Annotated in this window: 16 protein-coding genes and 1 tRNA gene; 3 read left to right on the top strand and 14 right to left on the bottom strand. The window is 63.6% G+C overall.

Features of this window, described 5'->3' with window-relative positions:
• Positions 1 to 9 precede the first annotated feature (9 nt).
• Together QF118_RS16615 and QF118_RS16610 are read right to left on the bottom strand one after the other, a co-directional pair.
• Positions 10 to 2,574: a hybrid sensor histidine kinase/response regulator gene (locus QF118_RS16615; protein ID WP_282300159.1), complete on the bottom strand. Its 2,565-nt coding sequence runs from the start codon at positions 2,572 to 2,574 to the stop codon at positions 10 to 12.
• Positions 2,575 to 2,598: 24 nt separating this feature from the next.
• The gene (locus QF118_RS16610) at positions 2,599 to 3,126 is read right to left on the bottom strand and encodes a putative pterin-binding protein (RefSeq protein WP_282300158.1); all 528 of its coding nucleotides are present in this window, start codon (positions 3,124 to 3,126) and stop codon (positions 2,599 to 2,601) included.
• 215 nt (positions 3,127 to 3,341) lie between these two features.
• Between QF118_RS16610 and QF118_RS16605 the strand changes: the two genes are divergently transcribed.
• Together QF118_RS16605 and QF118_RS16600 are read left to right on the top strand one after the other, a co-directional pair.
• Positions 3,342 to 3,941: a response regulator transcription factor gene (locus QF118_RS16605; RefSeq protein ID WP_282300157.1), complete on the top strand. Its 600-nt coding sequence runs from the start codon at positions 3,342 to 3,344 to the stop codon at positions 3,939 to 3,941.
• A 144-nt stretch (positions 3,942 to 4,085) separates the two neighbouring features.
• Entirely contained in the window at positions 4,086 to 4,424 is a 339-nt protein-coding gene (locus QF118_RS16600) for a RidA family protein (protein ID WP_282300156.1), read from the top strand.
• A gap of 57 nt (positions 4,425 to 4,481) precedes the next feature.
• On the opposite strand, the gene hpaH is transcribed toward QF118_RS16600, so the two are convergent.
• From hpaH to QF118_RS16570, 6 genes are read right to left on the bottom strand one after another with little or no spacing between them, the layout of a single operon-like run.
• Positions 4,482 to 5,282 (bottom strand): 2-oxo-hept-4-ene-1,7-dioate hydratase, encoded by an 801-nt coding sequence (hpaH, locus tag QF118_RS16595; RefSeq protein ID WP_282300155.1) that lies wholly within the window; start codon positions 5,280 to 5,282, stop codon positions 4,482 to 4,484.
• Positions 5,279 to 6,145 (bottom strand): fumarylacetoacetate hydrolase family protein, encoded by an 867-nt coding sequence (locus tag QF118_RS16590; RefSeq protein ID WP_282302504.1) that lies wholly within the window; start codon positions 6,143 to 6,145, stop codon positions 5,279 to 5,281. The genes hpaH and QF118_RS16590 overlap by 4 nt, the downstream gene beginning before the upstream one ends.
• Entirely contained in the window at positions 6,145 to 7,551 is a 1,407-nt protein-coding gene (locus QF118_RS16585) for a pyridoxal phosphate-dependent decarboxylase family protein (RefSeq protein ID WP_282300154.1), read from the bottom strand. Before QF118_RS16585 ends, QF118_RS16590 begins: the two co-directional genes overlap by 1 nt.
• Before the next feature lie 7 nt (positions 7,552 to 7,558).
• Positions 7,559 to 8,539 (bottom strand): 3,4-dihydroxyphenylacetate 2,3-dioxygenase, encoded by a 981-nt coding sequence (hpaD, locus tag QF118_RS16580; RefSeq protein WP_282300153.1) that lies wholly within the window; start codon positions 8,537 to 8,539, stop codon positions 7,559 to 7,561.
• 17 nt (positions 8,540 to 8,556) lie between these two features.
• Positions 8,557 to 10,065 carry a 5-carboxymethyl-2-hydroxymuconate semialdehyde dehydrogenase gene (hpaE, locus tag QF118_RS16575; protein ID WP_282300152.1) on the bottom strand — a complete coding sequence of 503 codons (1,509 nt, stop codon included), beginning with the start codon at positions 10,063 to 10,065 and terminating at the stop codon, positions 8,557 to 8,559.
• Positions 10,066 to 10,068: 3 nt separating this feature from the next.
• On the bottom strand, positions 10,069 to 10,452 hold the full coding sequence (locus tag QF118_RS16570; RefSeq protein ID WP_282300151.1) for a 5-carboxymethyl-2-hydroxymuconate isomerase: 384 nt from the start codon (positions 10,450 to 10,452) through the stop codon (positions 10,069 to 10,071).
• 164 nt (positions 10,453 to 10,616) lie between these two features.
• Here QF118_RS16570 and QF118_RS16565 point away from each other — a divergent pair, with 164 nt between their 5' ends.
• Positions 10,617 to 11,009, top strand: coding sequence for a MarR family transcriptional regulator (locus tag QF118_RS16565; protein WP_317133883.1), 393 nt, complete (start codon positions 10,617 to 10,619; stop codon positions 11,007 to 11,009).
• 44 nt (positions 11,010 to 11,053) lie between these two features.
• Here the strand turns inward: QF118_RS16565 and QF118_RS16560 are convergent.
• The 6 genes from QF118_RS16560 to QF118_RS16535 form a co-directional block, all read right to left on the bottom strand.
• A tRNA-Met gene (locus QF118_RS16560) sits at positions 11,054 to 11,130 on the bottom strand.
• A 215-nt stretch (positions 11,131 to 11,345) separates the two neighbouring features.
• On the bottom strand, positions 11,346 to 12,659 hold the full coding sequence (locus tag QF118_RS16555) for a DUF8689 domain-containing protein (RefSeq protein WP_282300149.1): 1,314 nt from the start codon (positions 12,657 to 12,659) through the stop codon (positions 11,346 to 11,348).
• A gap of 139 nt (positions 12,660 to 12,798) precedes the next feature.
• Positions 12,799 to 13,332 carry a prepilin peptidase gene (locus QF118_RS16550; protein WP_282300148.1) on the bottom strand — a complete coding sequence of 178 codons (534 nt, stop codon included), beginning with the start codon at positions 13,330 to 13,332 and terminating at the stop codon, positions 12,799 to 12,801.
• 22 nt (positions 13,333 to 13,354) lie between these two features.
• The gene (locus QF118_RS16545; protein ID WP_282300147.1) at positions 13,355 to 14,215 is read right to left on the bottom strand and encodes a tetratricopeptide repeat protein; all 861 of its coding nucleotides are present in this window, start codon (positions 14,213 to 14,215) and stop codon (positions 13,355 to 13,357) included.
• A 32-nt stretch (positions 14,216 to 14,247) separates the two neighbouring features.
• Complete coding sequence (locus QF118_RS16540; protein WP_282300146.1) at positions 14,248 to 14,811, bottom strand: tetratricopeptide repeat protein; 564 nt, start codon at positions 14,809 to 14,811, stop codon at positions 14,248 to 14,250.
• Between the two features lie 3 nt (positions 14,812 to 14,814).
• Positions 14,815 to 15,786, bottom strand: a complete 972-nt coding sequence (locus QF118_RS16535; RefSeq protein ID WP_282300145.1) for a type II secretion system F family protein — start codon at positions 15,784 to 15,786, stop codon at positions 14,815 to 14,817.
• Positions 15,787 to 15,796 lie beyond the last annotated feature (10 nt).

The raw sequence follows: 15,796 nt of genomic DNA, 5'->3' as shown, positions 1-15,796 counted from the left end.
GCAAAAGCGCTATTGCCCCAGCGGATCAGCAGTCATCAGTCCGGCGGCCCCCAGCGTGGCGCGGGTCTGCCGCCAGCAATCGCGCACCTGTTCGAACTGATCGGCGCGCGCCTGTTCGGGGCTGCCGCCGGGCTGCAATTCGAAACTCTGCAACTGTCCGGCCAATTGCAAGGCGCCGAAAACCCCCGCCGATCCGGCCAGCCGGTGCGCTTCGCGGGCCTGATCCTGCGCGGCGCGCTGCAGGGTCGCCGGGGTCAGAAAGGCCTCCATCTCGGCGGCGAAGGTCGCGACCGCGGCGCGCCGCTGCGCTTCGGTCAGATCCTGCTGCAGCCCGTCCAGATGTGCGAAATCCACGATCGGCGTGTGCTGGGCGCTGGGCTGCGGCGTCGGGGTCCGCGACCGTTTGCCGGTCAGCGCATCCTGCAGGACCTTTCGCAGGGCGGGGCGGGTGATGGGTTTGACCAGCGCGTCGCACATGCCGGCATCGCAAAAGGCCTGAAGCTCTTCTGGCAGGGCATGGGCGGTGGTGGCGATGATCGGGGTGCGCGCATTCGGGCCGTCGCCGGCGCGGATGTTGCGGGTCGCTTCCAGCCCGTCGACACCGGGCATCGAGATGTCCATGAGGATCGCGTCGAACTTGGTTTCCCGGGCGGCGTTTACACCCTGAGTGCCGTCAAAGGCCTCGGTCACATGGTGGCCATCGCCTTCGAGCATGCGTCGCAGGATCAGGCGGTTGACGGCGTTGTCTTCGATGATCAGCAGGTCAAGCGCGGGAATGTCGGTGCGGGTTTCGGGGCCGCTGGCCTGATCGGGCAGGGCAAGGCGGGCGCGGCCTTCGGGGGCGGCCAGAGGCAGGCGCAACCAGAAAACGCTGCCTTCGCCCGGTTCGCTTTCGGCGCCAAGAGTGCCGCCAAGCGCCTTGGCCAGCCGTTCGGAAATGCCAAGGCCAAGGCCGGTGCCCATGCTGCGCCGCTGGTAAGAGGCGTCGAGCGTGACGAAATCGCCAAAGATCCGGTCCAGGTCCTCTTCGCTGATGCCGATGCCGGTGTCGATGACGCGGATCTCGACCTCGTCCAGACCATCGACGCATTCCATTTCGATGGTGATCTGGCCGTTCTGGGTGAACTTGATGGCATTGCTGAGCAGGTTCAAAAGCACCTGCCGCAGGCGTCCGGGGTCGCTGTAGGCTTCGTGCAGGGCGGGGCTGGGCGGTTTCAGGGTCAGGCTGTTGCCATTGGCGGCCGCGGCGCCGATCTGGCTGTCGATCATGTCCTGCACCAGGGCGATCAGGTCAAAGCGCCGCCGTTCGGTCTGCATCTTGCCGGCGTCCAGCCGCGAGATGTCCAGAACGTTGTTGACCTGGTCCAGCAGCATGTTGGCGGAATTGCGGATGATCCCCAGGTAGTAATTGTCACGTTTGGCCAGCCCTTGGGTGTCCATCAGCTCCAGCGTGCCAAGGATGCCGTTCAGCGGTGTGCGCATTTCGTGGCTCATCACGGCCAGCAACTGGGCCTTGGACTTTTCGCCCGCGATCGCGCGGTCGCGGGCCTTGCGCAATTCGTCTTCTGCCTGCACCTGGTCCGAGATGTCGCGGATGAAGGCGACGAACAATTCGCCCTGCGGGGTCATGGCGCTGGAGCGCGACATTTCGACGGGAAACAGGCTGCCGTCCTTGCGCATGGCTTCCAGCTGGGTGACCTCGCGGGCCATCGGGTGGGCCTTTGGGGTGATCAGGTGCCGGGCCATGCCGGCGTTGTGCGCCGCGCGGTACTTGGGCGGTACGATCAGGTCGACCATGTCGGCGCCGATGGCGGCATCGCGCGGATGGCCAAAGATGCATTCGGCCGCGCCGTTGTAATCGACGATCCGGCCGTCGCGGTCGATAACGATCACCGCATCCAGCGAGGTGGCAATGATGGTTTCGATGCGCTTTCGGATATCGCGGTTGCGGCGCGACTGGCTTTCGCGGAATCGCGCAAGGCGGACAAGAAACACCAGCAGGATCAACAAGATGGTGACAAGGACAAGCGTCAGCCAGGCGATGCGGACCAGCGTCTGGGCAACGCTGGCGCGCTGCTCGGCGCTTTGTTGTGCTGATACGGTGATGCCGTTCAGCGCCAGTACGCGGGTCTGTTCACGCATGTCCCGGGCGGCGGTGGCCAGGGCGGGCAGCGCCGCGCGCAGGGCGCTGTCGGGCCCGTCGATCACGTCAGTCCACAGATCCAGAAAGCCAAGCACCGCGTCAAAGGCCGCGCCGGTTTCATCGCCATTGCGCAGCTCGGCGTAATTGGCGCTGGCGACCAGGACATCGGTGCGGCTGTAGAAGATGTCGAACCGGGTGCGGATTTCGACCAGAGGCACCTCGGGGTCATTGATCGCGCGCAGGGTCGTTGCCTCGAGCCGGCTTGCCTCCAGTTCGGCCTGGGTCAGGGCCCAAAGCACCGCCTCGGATGCTGCGGTATCCAGCCGCTGCAACTGTCGCCGCACGTCCAGCACCAGCGTGACGATCACGGCCATGAACAGGGCAAGCGCCAGGCTGGGCAGCACGACCCTGAGAAGGGTACCGCGCCGCATCAGGGGCGCTGCCCGGCGCGCCGCCTATTGCAGCACTTCGATGGTGTCGAGTTGCCAGATGCTGCGCGCATAATAGACCTCGCTGCGGTAGTCGGAGTTGGCGTCATAGGGATAGACCACCCACAAGGGCCCCTTGTCGCGAACCGACATTGCCCTGCCGTCGATTTCATAGGCAATCAGGGCGCCTTCGTCCACAGCGTCCCACAGCGGGATTTCGATGATGTATTCGTTCAGGGCGCTGGCATCCAGCGATCCTTCCTCGATCCCCAGGCGTTCGACCAGGGTTTTCAGCCACAGCCCCGAGAATTCCTGTTCGCCCACGGTCCAGATGGTTCTGGTCCGGATGGTCGCGCGCGGCAGGTCGCGCAGCATCTGAAGATCGAACAAGGCCTCGTCGCCAACATTGGTGACCGGGACATGGCCATGCACCCGAAGGACCACCGGCCCTTGCGGGACGGGCAGCGGGCTGTTGGCCCGGACCCCGGTGGCAAGTCCCGCCAGGCAGATGGCGGACAGGGCGGTCAGCTTGAGCAATGCAGTCGGCAACATCATAAAGGCAGCTTTCGAATTACTTATGGCACAGATGCTTGAAGGTTCTACTGCAGGCATCGGCGTCCTTTAACGGGCAAGTCACAGGTTGAGTTTACACATCTGCCCGAGGATCGAAACACACCTATTCTTTGGTGTATGGTTCAAACAGGGATGGTATGCCGCGCCAAAGCGGGATAAAAGATCGACTTCCGAAGGGTGAGGCCCGTAACCGCGATATGAGAATTCTGGTAGCAGATGATCACGATCTGGTCCGCGAAACCATCGCGGCCTATCTTGATGGTACGGATATCGAAGAGGTCCTGGCCGTTGCCACCCTGCAAGACGCGGTTCAGGCCGCCAGGGATACCGGCAGTTTCGACCTGGTGCTGTTGGACTATTCGATGCCGGGGATGAACGGACTTGAAGGACTGGCGGAAATGCGCCGCGCCAACGAGGACCGGCCCGTGGCGATCCTGTCGGGCACCGCGTCGCGCAGCGTCGCCGAGGCGGCGCTGAAGGCCGGCGCGCAGGGCTTTATCCCCAAGACACTCTCTGCCCGCAGCCTGCTGACCGCCGCCCGTTTCATGGCCGCCGGTGAAATTTATGCTCCGCTGGAATTTATGCGCGGCGAAGGCGCCGAGGCCAAGGTGCTGACGCGGCGCGAAACCGACGTGCTGGGCGGCATTTGCGAAGGCAAGTCCAACAAGGAAATCGCCCGCGACCTTGATCTGCAGGAAGTCACGGTCAAGCTGCACGTCAAGACGCTGAGCCGCAAGCTGCAGGCGCGCAACCGGACCCATGCGGCGATGATCGCCCGGGATCGCGGCCTGGTCTGACCGTCTGGACTGTGCGCCGGGCGCTGGCCCTGGATTGCTGAACATCGTTGATCCGCAGAGCGTTCTGGCACCGCCGGGCGCTGCGGTGTTCCCTTTGGCCGCGTCCTCTGCAAGGGTGGCGCAATCGCAAACGGGAGATACCAGATGATTGAGCGGATCGAGACCGGCACAAGAATGAGCCAGGTGGTGAAATACAACGGCGTGGCCTACCTGGCCGGCCAGGTCGGAGAGGGGGCCACGGTGGCCGACCAGACCCGCGACTGCCTTGCCAATGTCGAGGCCGCCCTGGCCAAGGCGGGATCGTCCAAGGAGCAGATGTTGCAGGCGGTGATCTGGCTGGCCGACATGGCCGATTTCGCCGAGATGAATTCGGTCTGGGATGCCTGGGTGCCCGCCGGCCACGCCCCGGCACGCGCCTGCGGCGAGGCCAGGCTGGCGGCGCCCAAGTACCGGGTGGAAATCATCGTGACCGCCGCCTGTTGAACCGGCCTGAGGGAGAATGCGTTTTCAGGCTGAAAACGCATTCTCCCTTTCGGCGCGTCACGCAAAGCGGATGTCGACGTTGCCGAAGGCGCCGAAATCGGCCTGCACATGGCTGCCGGGCGGGCATTCGATGGGGCGGATGAAGCTGCCCGACAGGATGATCTGCCCCGGCTCGATCCTTTGGCCATAGTGCGCCATGCGCCGGGCCAGCCAGACCACGCTTTGCACCGGATCGTCCAGCACCCCCGCCCCAAGTCCGGTTTCCTCGACCGTGCCATCGCGCCGGGTGATCGCGCCGACCCAGCGCAAATCAAAGGCCTCCACGCCATGCCGCGCCGTGCCCAGCACGATACCGGCGTTCGCGGCATTGTCGCTGATCGTGTCCATGACGGTGCGCGCGCGCCCGGTTTCGGGGTCCTTGCGCAGAATCCGGGTGTCGAGGATTTCCAGCGCGGGGGCGACATGGTCGGTTGCGGCGATCACCTGATCGCGGGTGACAGTGTCCCCGGCGATCGGGGCCTTCATCACAAAGGCGATCTCGGCCTCGATGCGCGGCTGGATGAAGCGGCCCGCCGGAACGGTTCCGCCATTGGCAAAGACCATGTCGTCGAACAGCACCCCTGAATCGGGAATGTCGATGCCCAGGGCCGATTGCATCGCCCTTGAGGTCAGCCCGATCTTCCAGCCGATCACTTTGCGCCCGGCCTCACGCTTGGCGGCCATCAGCGCCGATTGCACCGCATAGGCGTCATCCATGGTCATGTCCGGAAAGCGGCGCGACAAAAGGCCGATCTGCTGCCCTGACCGTTCGGCCTGCAAAAGATCGCTGGCGGCGGCGCGGTGCTGGTCGGGGGTCATATCGCTTCGTCCTGGACGGTGTTGCGCAGGGTGCCGATGCCCTCAACCGTCACGTCGACCACATCGCCGGGCGCCAGGTAGCGCGGCGGATCAAAGCGCGCGCCCGCCCCGGTGGGGGTGCCGGTGACGATGATGTCGCCGGGCTGCAGCGTCGTGAAGGTCGAGATATAGGCGATTTGTTCGCGCACCGGAAAGATCATCCGCTCCAGCCTGTCGTCCTGCCGGACCTCGCCATTCACGCGGGTCACGATGCGCGCGCCGTCCAGTTGCGCGGGGTTGGTGAAGGGCACCAGCCAAGGGCCCATCGCGCCGGAATTGTCCCAGTTCTTGCCTTGCGTGACGTTGAATTTCGCGTGCCGCACCCAATCGCGGATCGTGCCTTCGTTGCACAGGGTCAGGGCGGCGATGTGGTCATAGGCGTCCTGTGCCTTGATCCGGCGGCCGGGTTTGCCGATCACCACGGCGACCTCGCCTTCGTAGTCCAGCGTGTGGTTTTCGGGCGGGCGGATCAGCGGGCGGTCGTGGCCGGTAAAGCTGCTGGCAAAGCGCGGGAACAGCGACATGTATTGCGGCTGGGCGCTGCCGTCCTTGTATTCGGCGTTGCGGTCGGGGAAGTTCACCCCGACACATAGGATCTTGCCGGGGTTGGGGATCGGCATTTCTAGCGTGACCTGATCCAGGCTGTAATCGTCCGCGCGGCCCGCGCCTTGCAGGAACACCTCTTTCAGCGCTCCGGCTGTGATCACGTCGCGCAAGCTGGGCAGCTGCGGGTTGCCGGGGCCAAGGTCGATCACGCCGCTGCCGGTGTGCAGCCCATAGCTTTGGCGTCCCTGCGCGGTAAAGGTGACGAAGTGGGGGGACATCATGGCGCGGTCCTCGCGATTTCCAGAATGGTGTCAAAGGCGGTGTGGGCGTCGCGTTCCTCTGTCCCGAAGGCGCCGGCCTGAAAGCGGATCACGGTCTGCCCGTCCAGCTTGGTCTGGGTCAGGTAGATGCGGCCGTCGGCGTTGATCGCCTCGACCAGGGCCTGGGTCTGCTGGTCGGTGTCGCCTTTGCGCTTGAAGGTGAACAGCGACAGAATCGGCTGGCTGGTGATCTCGAAATCGGGTTCGGCCGCAAGGCGCCCGGCCAGGTCCTGCGACCATTTCACGTGATTGCGGATCATCGCGCGCAGGCCGCTCAGGCCATAGCTGCGGATCAGGAACCACAGTTTGAGCGCGCGGAACCGGCGGCCCAACGGGATCGACCATTCGGAATAATCGGTGACATCGGAATGGCCGTGAGTCTTGAGATACTCGGGGCGGATCGCCAGCGTCTGGCGCAGGGCATCCGGGTCGCGGATGAAATGGGCCGAGCAGTCGAATTGCGCGCCCAGCCATTTGTGCGGGTTGAACACGACGCTGTCGGCCAGGTCAATCCCGTCCCACAGCGCGCGGAATTCAGGGCAGATCATCGCCGCACCGGCCCAGGCGGCGTCAATATGCAGGTACAGGTTTTCGGCCCGGGCAATGGCGGCCAGATCGCTGATCCGGTCACAGGCGCCCATGCCGGTGGCACCGGTCACGCCGATCAGACCGGCAGGCAGGTGGCCGGCGGCGCGGTCGGCGGCAATGGTGGCCTGCAGCGCCCCGGTATCCATGCGGCGCAGGGGGTCGCCCTTGACCGTGGGGATCTTGATCAGGTTGTCCTGCCCGATCCCCGACACCCAGGCCGCCCGGTCGATCGAGGTATGCACCTGGTCCGAGCAGTAGATGCGCGGGGTCGGCCCGCCAGCCAGACCCTTTTGATTGCCCTGCCAGTTCAGCGCGCGTTCGCGCATCACCAGAACGGCGGCAAGCGTTGCCGAAGAGGCGCTGTCCTGGATGACGCCGGAAAAGCCATCCGGCAGACCGATGGATTGCCGCAGCCAGTCCAGCATGCGGATTTCCATTTCGGTCGCCGCCGGTGAGGTCTGCCAAAGCATGCATTGCGGCGCCAGCGTGGTCACCAGCATTTCCGCCAGCATCGAGGGCGGCGCGGCATTGGCCGGGAAATAGGCAAAGAAACGCGGGTGCTGCCAATGGGTCAGGCCCGGCATCACGACGCGTTCGAAATCCTGCATGATCTGCTCCATGCCTTCCGGGGATTCGGGGGGCGATGCGGGCAGCTTTGCGATGATTTCGCCGGGTTTGACGGCGGGGCGCACGGGGCGATCCCGCAGCGTCTTGTGATAGTCGGCGCCCCAATCGGCGATCTTTGCGCCCCATTGGGCGAAGTCATCCCAGTTCATCTGATCCTCACGGCGCTACGATGGGTGTGGCGTTCAGGGTGGCGGGCACCGGGGTGGTGCCTTCGAAGGTTGAACCTTCTTCGAACCAGGAGCGCGGCGCGGGCGCGCCCCACAGGGTCTGGCGCTGCGGGTCCTTGAGATCCCATTTGATCGGTTCCAGGTCGGGGTCGACGGTCTGGTAGTCCGAGCAATAGATTTCGATGCGGTGGCCGTCGGGGTCGCGGACATACAGGAAAAAGGCGTTGGAAATGCCGTGCCGCCCGGGGCCGCGTTCGACGTTGGGCAGCCAGCCGGTGGTGCTCATCAAATCCAGAAGGTCGATGATGTTCAGCGGGGTCGGCACCCAAAAGGCCGTGTGATGCAGGCGCGGGCCAAGCCCGTTGGTAAAGGCCATGTCATGCACGCCGCCCTTGCGGTGGGTCCAGGCGGCCCAAAGCCGGCCGGTTTCGGCATCCTCGGTGTATTCGGTGACGCGAAAGCCCAGTTCGTTGTAAAACGCCACGCTGGCGTCGACGTCGGGCGAGAAACAGTTGAAGTGGTCGATGCGCAGCGGTTTGACGCCCCGGTACAGCGCGTATTGCTGGTGGATCGGCGGCAGGCGGTCCATCCTGGTGTAGAATTCCAGCGGCACGCCATGCGGGTCACGGGTGCGGAAGGTGCGGCCCTGAAAGGGGCGGTCGACCCATTGCACGCCCAGCCCCTTTTGGTCGAAAAAGGCGGCGGCGGCGTCCAGCCCCTGTTCGTCAAAGACCTTGAAGCCCAGATCGCGGGCGCAGGCGGTTTCGGATTTGCGCAGCACGATGGAATGGTGGCCGCGTTCCTCCATGGCGCGCAGATAGATCGTCTGATCATCCTCGTCGGTGACCTGAAGGCCAAGGATATCAACGTAGAAGGCCCGCGATTTCGCCAGATCGGTCACGCCGTATTCGACATGGCTGAGACGGACGATGTTGAAGGGCGGGTAAAGGTTGGGCGCGGGAATGGGCATGGGGGATCCTAACTGTCTCAGACGCCAAGGCGCGTGATCTTGTGCGCGCCGGTGGCAAAGCCGATGTGCTTTTGTTCCATGTAGAAGTCGAACGACCAGTCGCCGCCATCACGCCCGATGCCCGAAGCCTTGACCCCGCCAAAGGGGGTGGGCAGGTGGCGCACGTTTTCGCTGTTGACCCAGATCATCCCGGCCTGAAGCCGGTCTGTAAAGCGCAGGGCGCGGGTCAGGTCGTTGGTCCAGACATATCCGGTCAGCCCGTAGGGCGTATCGTTGGCGATCTGCAGCGCCTCGTCTTCGCTGGAAAACGGGATCGAGGTCAGCACCGGGCCAAAGATTTCCTCGCGGGCGATGCGCATGGCGTTGGTGGCATGGGTGAACAGGGTCGGGCGGACGTAATAGCCGGTGTCATCGGGCAGGGTGCCGCCCGCGGCGATGGTGGCGCCGTCCTGCCGGGCGGTTTCGAAGTAGGAGGTGACCTTGTCGAAATGCGCCTTGCTGATCAGCGGACCGACCTCGGTTGCGGGGTCCAGGGGGTGGCCGACCTTGATCCGGTTCACCCGTTCGATCAGCCGCGCCTCAAAGGTTTCGCGGATGGAGTCCTGCACCAGCAGGCGGCTTGAGGATGTGCAGCGCTCGCCGTTGATCGAGTAGATCATGAAGATCACCGCATCCAGCGCGCGGTCCAGATCGGCATCGTCAAAGACGATCACCGGGTTCTTGCCGCCCAGTTCCAGGTGCACGCGTTTGAGCGTGTCAGCCCCCTGCTTGGTGATGAGGCTGCCGGTGCGGCTTTCGCCGACAAAGGCGATGGCGCGGATCAGCGGGTGTTCGGTCAGCGCCTTTCCGGCGTCTTCGCCAAAGCCGTTGACGGTGTTCAACACGCCCGGCGGCAGGCCCGCCTCTTCGGCGATTTCGACCAGCAGGCGGGCGGTCAGGGGGCTGTCCTCGGCCGGTTTGTGGACCACGGTGCAGCCCGCGGCGAGGGCCGGGGCGATCTTCCATGTGGACAGCATGAAGGGGGTGTTCCAGGGAGTGATGACGCCAACCGGGCCGATCGGTGTGCGGGTGGTGATGTTCATCAAGGTCGGCGAAGGCAGGTTGCGCCCGTCGCGCGCGCTTTCGATCTGGGCGGCGAAATAGCGGAAATTCTCGGCGCCGCGCAGGGCGGCCTTGGACATGAATTTCAACGCCTGCCCGGTGTCGTGGCATTCGCACAGGGCGATTTCTTCGGCGCGCGATTCGATGGCCGCCGCGACGTTGAGCAGGATCGACTTGCGCTGCCTGGCGGGCATGTCGCGCCAGTCCGCAAAGGCGGCATGGGCGGCCTGCGCGGCATCGTCGATGTCGCCCGCATCACCGCGCGCCACGTCGCAGATCACCGATTTGTCGATCGGAGAGATGGTCTGGAAACGGCCAAGGGCGCCGCCCACATCCTGACCGTTGATCCGGTTGCGAATGCCGTCCTTGCGAAAGCGCACCAGCAGGGCGTCGAGCTTTGCCAGATTGTCGTCAAGCGTGGTCATGGCCTAGCCTTTCATGTGATCGCGGATGGTGCCGGTTTTCGGCGACAGATCCGGGTCGATGTCGCGCATCTCCAGCGAGAGCGCGATGGAATGGGTCTGCATCGCATCGGCCAGAAAGCCCTGCGCGGCGTCAAAGATGCGCTGGGTCGCCTCGGCCTTGACGTCCCGCGGACGCCCCGCGCGCAGGCGGATGGAAATGTCGATGAACCCATGCGCGGGGTTGCCATCGGCCAGGGCGCAATGATCGACCCGCACCGCCCGCACCCGGATGCCGGCCAGCGGAAAGGTTTCGATCCGCGCGGCGCAGGCGCGGATCGTTTCGCAAAACGCGGCCATGTCCACGACGGTTTCAAGATTGCCGGAATAGTCGATCTGAAAATGCGGCATCGCCCCCCCTCCCACGGGAAACAGTTGCGATGTTAAGTAAAATCACCCCACTTGCGGAGTCAATGTTTTTATTTAACATGGCAAGTGTTATGAAGGAGCGCCGAAACCCCATGGCCCAGCCGCCTGATCTTCCCGGGACTGCGCGTTCGCTGCCGATCGCGTTGATGCGGGCACGGGAAAACATCATGGCCCCGATCCGCCACATGCTGGCGGATACCGGTGTGACGGAACAGCAATGGCGCGTTTTGCGGGTGCTGGCGGAAACCAGTCCGCTGGACGCCAGCCAGGTGGCCGAGCGCGCCTGCCTGTTACTGCCCAGCCTGACGCGGATCGCGCGGACGATGGCGGACAAGGGGCTGATCGACATGGCGCAGGACGCGCAGGACCGTCGCCGCCAGTTGCTGGCGATTGCGCCGGAAGGGCAGCGCATCCTGACGGACAACCATGCCCAGGCGGTGCGCATTGTCGAAGGCTTCAAGGCGCGGCTGGGCAACGAAGATTACGAACATCTTCTGGACCTGCTGGCCACCCTGTCTGATCTGCCGCCCGACCCATAGGGTCGCCGCGTTCCGCCAGTCGTCGATTTTGGGGGATTAAACAGTGGTGGCGTGGGGGAGACTTGAACTCCCGACCTATCGATTATGAGTCGATCGCTCTAACCAACTGAGCTACCGCGCCGTTCCACTGTGAGGCCGCTGATTACTGTGCAGGGTCTGGGGCGTCAAGGGCAAATTCTGTGAAAATTTCGGATGCCCCGGGACAGGGCCGCGCCTGTGCACATCGGCCGTGCCATCGGTGCAAATGCGGCCGCTTCCGCGCCGGGCAAAGGGCCCGGCAAGGGCCCGCACGCTGGCCCGCGCCATGGCCATATCGGGCCAGGCGCGCAGCTGCGATCATTTCACGATGATCTCGTCCTTGACGAACATGTTGTCCCACGCCCGGTCGACCAGGTCCGGGGTCATCTTGTAGGGGATGCCCTCGAAATCGCAGACGGCAATCATCTGGTCGATCAGAAACACCGGCTGGTAGTTCGCATAGACATTGTTGATCGTCGGATATTTGTTCTTGAGCAGATGGACCAGGCTGGCCTCGTCCAGTTGCATCCGCTTCTTGCGGGCGACCAGGGCAAAGATCTTGAGGAAATCCTCCTGGCCGGGGCCGCCGATCTTGATCTTGAAGAAGATCCGGCGCAGGGCGGCCTGGTCAAAGATCTCGTTCGGGTGGAAGTTGGTGGAAAAGATCACCAGCGTGTCGAAGGGCACCTCGAACTTTTCGCCCGATTGCAGGGCCAGGATGTCCTTGTTTTCTTCCAGCGGAACGATCCAGCGGTTGACCAGCTTTTGCGGCGGTTCGGCCTGGCGGCCAAGGTCGTCGACGATAAAGATGCCGCCGGTGGACTTGAGCTGAAGCGGCGCCTGGTAGGTGCGCGCAGTGGGGTTGTAGACAAGATCCAGCATCGACAGGGACAGCTCGCCCCCGGTGATCACGGTGGGACGGGCGCACAGTTCATAGCGGCGATCATAGCGCGCGGTGCGGCGCAGCCCGTTGGGGTTTTCGGTGTCGGCCTCGGCCTTGGTGTGCACGATGGGGTCGTAGACGGTGATCACCTGACCGGAATATTCGATGGCGCGGGGCACATAGATCTTGTCGCCCATGGCATCGCGAATACCGTTCGAGATCGAGGATTTGCCGTTGCCCGGAGGCCCGTACATCAGGATCGAGCGGCCGGAGCTGACGGCGGGGCCAAGGTTGGCGATCAGGTCGTCGGGCAGGATCAGGTGGCCCATGGCGCCGGTCAGCTGGTCGCGGGTGATCTGGATGTTGCGGATCGACTGGCGCTGGATCTGTTCGCGGTAGACATCCAGCGGCACCGGCATCGGGCCAAAGTATTCGGACTGCGCCAGGGCGTCCAGCGCACGGGCCTTGCCGGTATCGGTCAGCTGATAGGGCATTTCGCTGCTGACGGTGCCGCCGGCGCCCAGGGTGCCCATCGCCTCGAGCAGGCCCTGGCCGCGGGCCATGTCGACGATTTCCTGGGTGATCGGAACAGGCAGGCAGATCGCCTTGGCCAGTTCGGTCACCACGTTGGTGTTCTTGCGGAAAAGGGTTTTCAGCACGATGTCGCGGATCATCACCAGCGACAGGCCGACTTCGTCCAGGGTTTTGGGGGACGGGGGCGCCATGACGGCGCTGGTCTGCATATTCATAACGCGTATCTGCCCTGATTGTTTGCAGGAACGATGACAGCGGTTTGTGGCAGATTGTTGACTGAGCGGGGGAAGTTGCGGGGCAAGGGGCGAACAGGGTCTTTGCCGGAAAGCCTGGTCCGCGTCGGGGCGCGGGGTGTCAGCGGCCCAGGAAAATGCCCATGATCAGGTAGGTGCTGAGCATCAGCGCAAAGCCGGTGCCCATGGGAATGGTGAACCGCTTGCCCTTGCCGACCGACTCTGCGGTATCGGCGCTGGCGCCTTTCCAGGTTTTCCATTCGGGGGCCAGGCGATGCAGCGGCGTCCAGCGCGTGACCAGCACGGTCAGCGTCGCGGCGGCCATGGCGGCGGCGGCAATCAGCAGCATCAGGCGGATGTCGCCAGCATGGATGAACAGCGCCAGCACGGCGGCGAATTTCACATCCCCCGCGCCGATCTGCCGAAAGAACCACAAGAGCAGCCCATAGGCAAAGACCACCGCGTAATGGACAAAGCGCCAGGCAAAATCGATCAGCGGCATGGTAAAGACGCCGATGGCGACAAAGCTGAGGAACAGCGCCCAGACCGTCAGGTTGCTGATCTTTTTCGATCGCATGTCGACATAGAAGGTCAGAATGCAGATCGGTACCACGAGGATCGCGAAAAGCGTCGCCTGAAAAGCCGGGATATGCATGTCGTCCTCGCGGCCGGGGGCGTCAGTTGGTCACCGAGGATTCCAGCGCCTTGAGCGAGCGCGCGGCGCTGTCAAAGTGCTGGGGATGCGTGTCGATGGCTTCACGCAGCAGGCCCTTGCCGATCTCGACATCGCCGCGTTTGACCGCAGCCAGGCCCAGGGTGTGCAGCAACTCGGCGCGTTCGACCTGGCTCATCGGGATCACGGGCATGGTGTAATTGCCTTGCGCCCCGCGCGCCAGGATCAGGTTGTTCTTGGCGGTGAACAGGTTGCGGTCGCGGCGGATGGCGTCATAGAACATCGCCTCGGCTTCGGCATAGTCGCCGCGCGTCAGCTTGGAATAGCCCCAGTTGTTCAGCACGTTCGCCGGTGTCGTCGTCAGGCCCACGGCGATTTCGTAAAAGCTGTCGGCCTTTTTCCATTCCTTGTTGCCATCGGCGATCATCGCCTCGAGCCGGTACCGCTTGAAGGTTTCATGGGTCGGGGGAATGGCGTCCAGCACCTTTTCGGCGGCCGGCCAGTCGTTCGAGCGGATCAGCACATCGGCCAGTTCGACCCGGTCGTCATTGGTGGCGCTTTCGTGGTCGACCACCTTGGCCCAGGCGATCTTGGCCTCGGTGATGCGCTTGGCCTTGACCAGGGAAATCGCCAGTCCGCGCATCAGGTCGATGCGGCCGGGATCCTGCGACAGGGCACGCTGGAAATAGGCCACGGCCTCGTTCGGGTCGCCCACGGTCAGCATGACGTCGTTCAGGTTGGTTTCGTCGACGACATTCACGCCCTGGAATTCGCGATCGACGGCGTCCTTGTCGATGCCTTTCTCACAGGCCGACAACGCGGCAAAGCCTGCCACGGCCAGGGTCACAACTATGGGATGGCGCATGTTTCCTGCGTCCTTATGCTGCTCTGCCTCTTTTACCCGCTTGTCGGCACGATCAGAAACACGCTGCTTCCGCGCCGTACGAGTTTGTATTCTTGTTTCAGGTCCTCATCATAATCGGAATTTTCCAATTTTGCGAGTGCCAAGCGCAGATTGTCCCGAATTGAGTCACTTTCGCCATTGTCGAGTGCATAGGCCCGGCGAAATACCTCGACGGCCTCGGCAATTTTGCCACGCTCGATCAGCACGACGCCCAGATTGTTCCAGGCTTCGGGCCAGTCGCCTTCGGCTTCGATCGCGCGGCGCAGCAGCTTTTCCGACTGGTTCAGCCGCCCCAGCGCAAGGTTGGCCGACCCCAGCGCGGTCAGCACCTCGCTGGTCATGCCGCGGGTGCCGGCGGCGCGGGTAAAGGCCTCGAGCGCGAGATCATGTTCGCCCGCCTCCATCAGCCGATGCCCGACCAGCAGCCCGTCCACTGCCTCGCCGCGCGGGTCCAGCGCGGGGGCATAGGGACTGTCGTCAGACGCGCCAAGGCCGCCCGAAGAACAGGCGGCCAGGACGATCAGCGATAGAACGGACCCAAGGTGGATCAGCTTCATGGATTATTGCCCGATACTTCCCATCTGCGTGATGCCGACGGCCGAAGGACCCACAAGGATGATCAGCAGCGGCGGCACTGTCAGCATCATAGTGGTCAAGGTCATCTTTGTCGGCAACTGGTTTGCTTTTTCTTCGGCGCGCATGACCCTTTTGTCACGCATCTCTCCTGCATAGACCCGCAGCGCATCCGAGATCGAGGTGCCGAAGGTCGTGGCCTGGTTCAGCACGGTCACGAAGCTGGACACATCCTGCACGCCGCAGCGTTCGGACATGTCGTTCAGAACCTGGCTCTTGTCCTTGCCGGCCTTCATTTCGTGGGCGATGATTTCGTATTCATCGGCCAGCGCCGGGTAAGAGGCGCGCAGTTCCTTGGACACGCGGACGATGGACTGGTCCATCGACTGGCCCGCCTCGACGCAGACCAGCATCATGTCCAGCGCGTCCGGAAAGCCGGACTGGATCTCTTCCTTGCGCTTTTCGACCCGCTTGGTGATCCAGTACTTGGGCGCCATGTAGCCCGCGGCGCCGGGGCCAAGGATATACATCAGCTTTTGCTGCATGGTGGCGCTGGCGCCATCGACGAACAACAGGAAATAACCCACGCCCAAGGCCAGCAGGCCAAGGCCCAGGGCGAATTGCGCAAAGTAATAGATCTGCACCGCGTCCTTGGTCCGATAGCCGGCCTGAAGCAGCTTCATCCGGATGTCGGACAGTTCCTTTTCGTCCTGCGGTTCAAGGAACTGGGCGTATTTGTTCAGCTTGTCGTTGCGTTTCTTGTCGCGCAGGATGGCGCGGGTGTCCGCGTTCATCTTTTCCTGCCCGGTCTGACGAAGCTTGTCCATCGGATCGGGCTTGGAATTCAGCAGCATCGGGATCGTGGCAAGGATCATCAGAACCGCCAGACCTGCGACCACGATCAGCGGACCCGCAGGGCCAAGCATTCCGGTGATCATCGTGTTGAGTTGGTCAAACATGGGAACGATA

The organism is Tropicibacter oceani (assembly GCF_029958925.1).
Lineage (GTDB): Bacteria > Pseudomonadota > Alphaproteobacteria > Rhodobacterales > Rhodobacteraceae > Pacificoceanicola > Pacificoceanicola oceani.
Note: the sequence above shows the minus strand (reverse complement) of the source record. Positions and strands in the feature narration are given on the sequence as shown.

What these genes read in the sequence shown, in the direction of transcription:
- QF118_RS16585 (WP_282300154.1), bottom strand. Translation starts at nt 7,551, where the DNA reads ATGAACTGGGATGACTTCGCCCAATGGGGCGCAAAGATCGCCGATTGG.
- hpaD (WP_282300153.1), bottom strand. Translation starts at nt 8,539, where the DNA reads ATGCCCATTCCCGCGCCCAACCTTTACCCGCCCTTCAACATCGTCCGT.
- QF118_RS16590 (WP_282302504.1), bottom strand. Translation starts at nt 6,145, where the DNA reads ATGTCCCCCCACTTCGTCACCTTTACCGCGCAGGGACGCCAAAGCTAT.
- QF118_RS16555 (WP_282300149.1), bottom strand. Translation starts at nt 12,659, where the DNA reads ATGAATATGCAGACCAGCGCCGTCATGGCGCCCCCGTCCCCCAAAACC.
- QF118_RS16600 (WP_282300156.1), top strand. Translation starts at nt 4,086, where the DNA reads ATGATTGAGCGGATCGAGACCGGCACAAGAATGAGCCAGGTGGTGAAA.
- QF118_RS16535 (WP_282300145.1), bottom strand. Translation starts at nt 15,786, where the DNA reads ATGTTTGACCAACTCAACACGATGATCACCGGAATGCTTGGCCCTGCG.
- hpaE (WP_282300152.1), bottom strand. Translation starts at nt 10,065, where the DNA reads ATGACCACGCTTGACGACAATCTGGCAAAGCTCGACGCCCTGCTGGTG.
- QF118_RS16610 (WP_282300158.1), bottom strand. Translation starts at nt 3,126, where the DNA reads ATGATGTTGCCGACTGCATTGCTCAAGCTGACCGCCCTGTCCGCCATC.
- QF118_RS16570 (WP_282300151.1), bottom strand. Translation starts at nt 10,452, where the DNA reads ATGCCGCATTTTCAGATCGACTATTCCGGCAATCTTGAAACCGTCGTG.
- QF118_RS16540 (WP_282300146.1), bottom strand. Translation starts at nt 14,811, where the DNA reads ATGAAGCTGATCCACCTTGGGTCCGTTCTATCGCTGATCGTCCTGGCC.
- QF118_RS16615 (WP_282300159.1), bottom strand. Translation starts at nt 2,574, where the DNA reads ATGCGGCGCGGTACCCTTCTCAGGGTCGTGCTGCCCAGCCTGGCGCTT.
- QF118_RS16550 (WP_282300148.1), bottom strand. Translation starts at nt 13,332, where the DNA reads ATGCATATCCCGGCTTTTCAGGCGACGCTTTTCGCGATCCTCGTGGTA.
- QF118_RS16565 (WP_317133883.1), top strand. Translation starts at nt 10,617, where the DNA reads ATGCGGGCACGGGAAAACATCATGGCCCCGATCCGCCACATGCTGGCG.
- QF118_RS16605 (WP_282300157.1), top strand. Translation starts at nt 3,342, where the DNA reads ATGAGAATTCTGGTAGCAGATGATCACGATCTGGTCCGCGAAACCATC.
- QF118_RS16545 (WP_282300147.1), bottom strand. Translation starts at nt 14,215, where the DNA reads ATGCGCCATCCCATAGTTGTGACCCTGGCCGTGGCAGGCTTTGCCGCG.
- hpaH (WP_282300155.1), bottom strand. Translation starts at nt 5,282, where the DNA reads ATGACCCCCGACCAGCACCGCGCCGCCGCCAGCGATCTTTTGCAGGCC.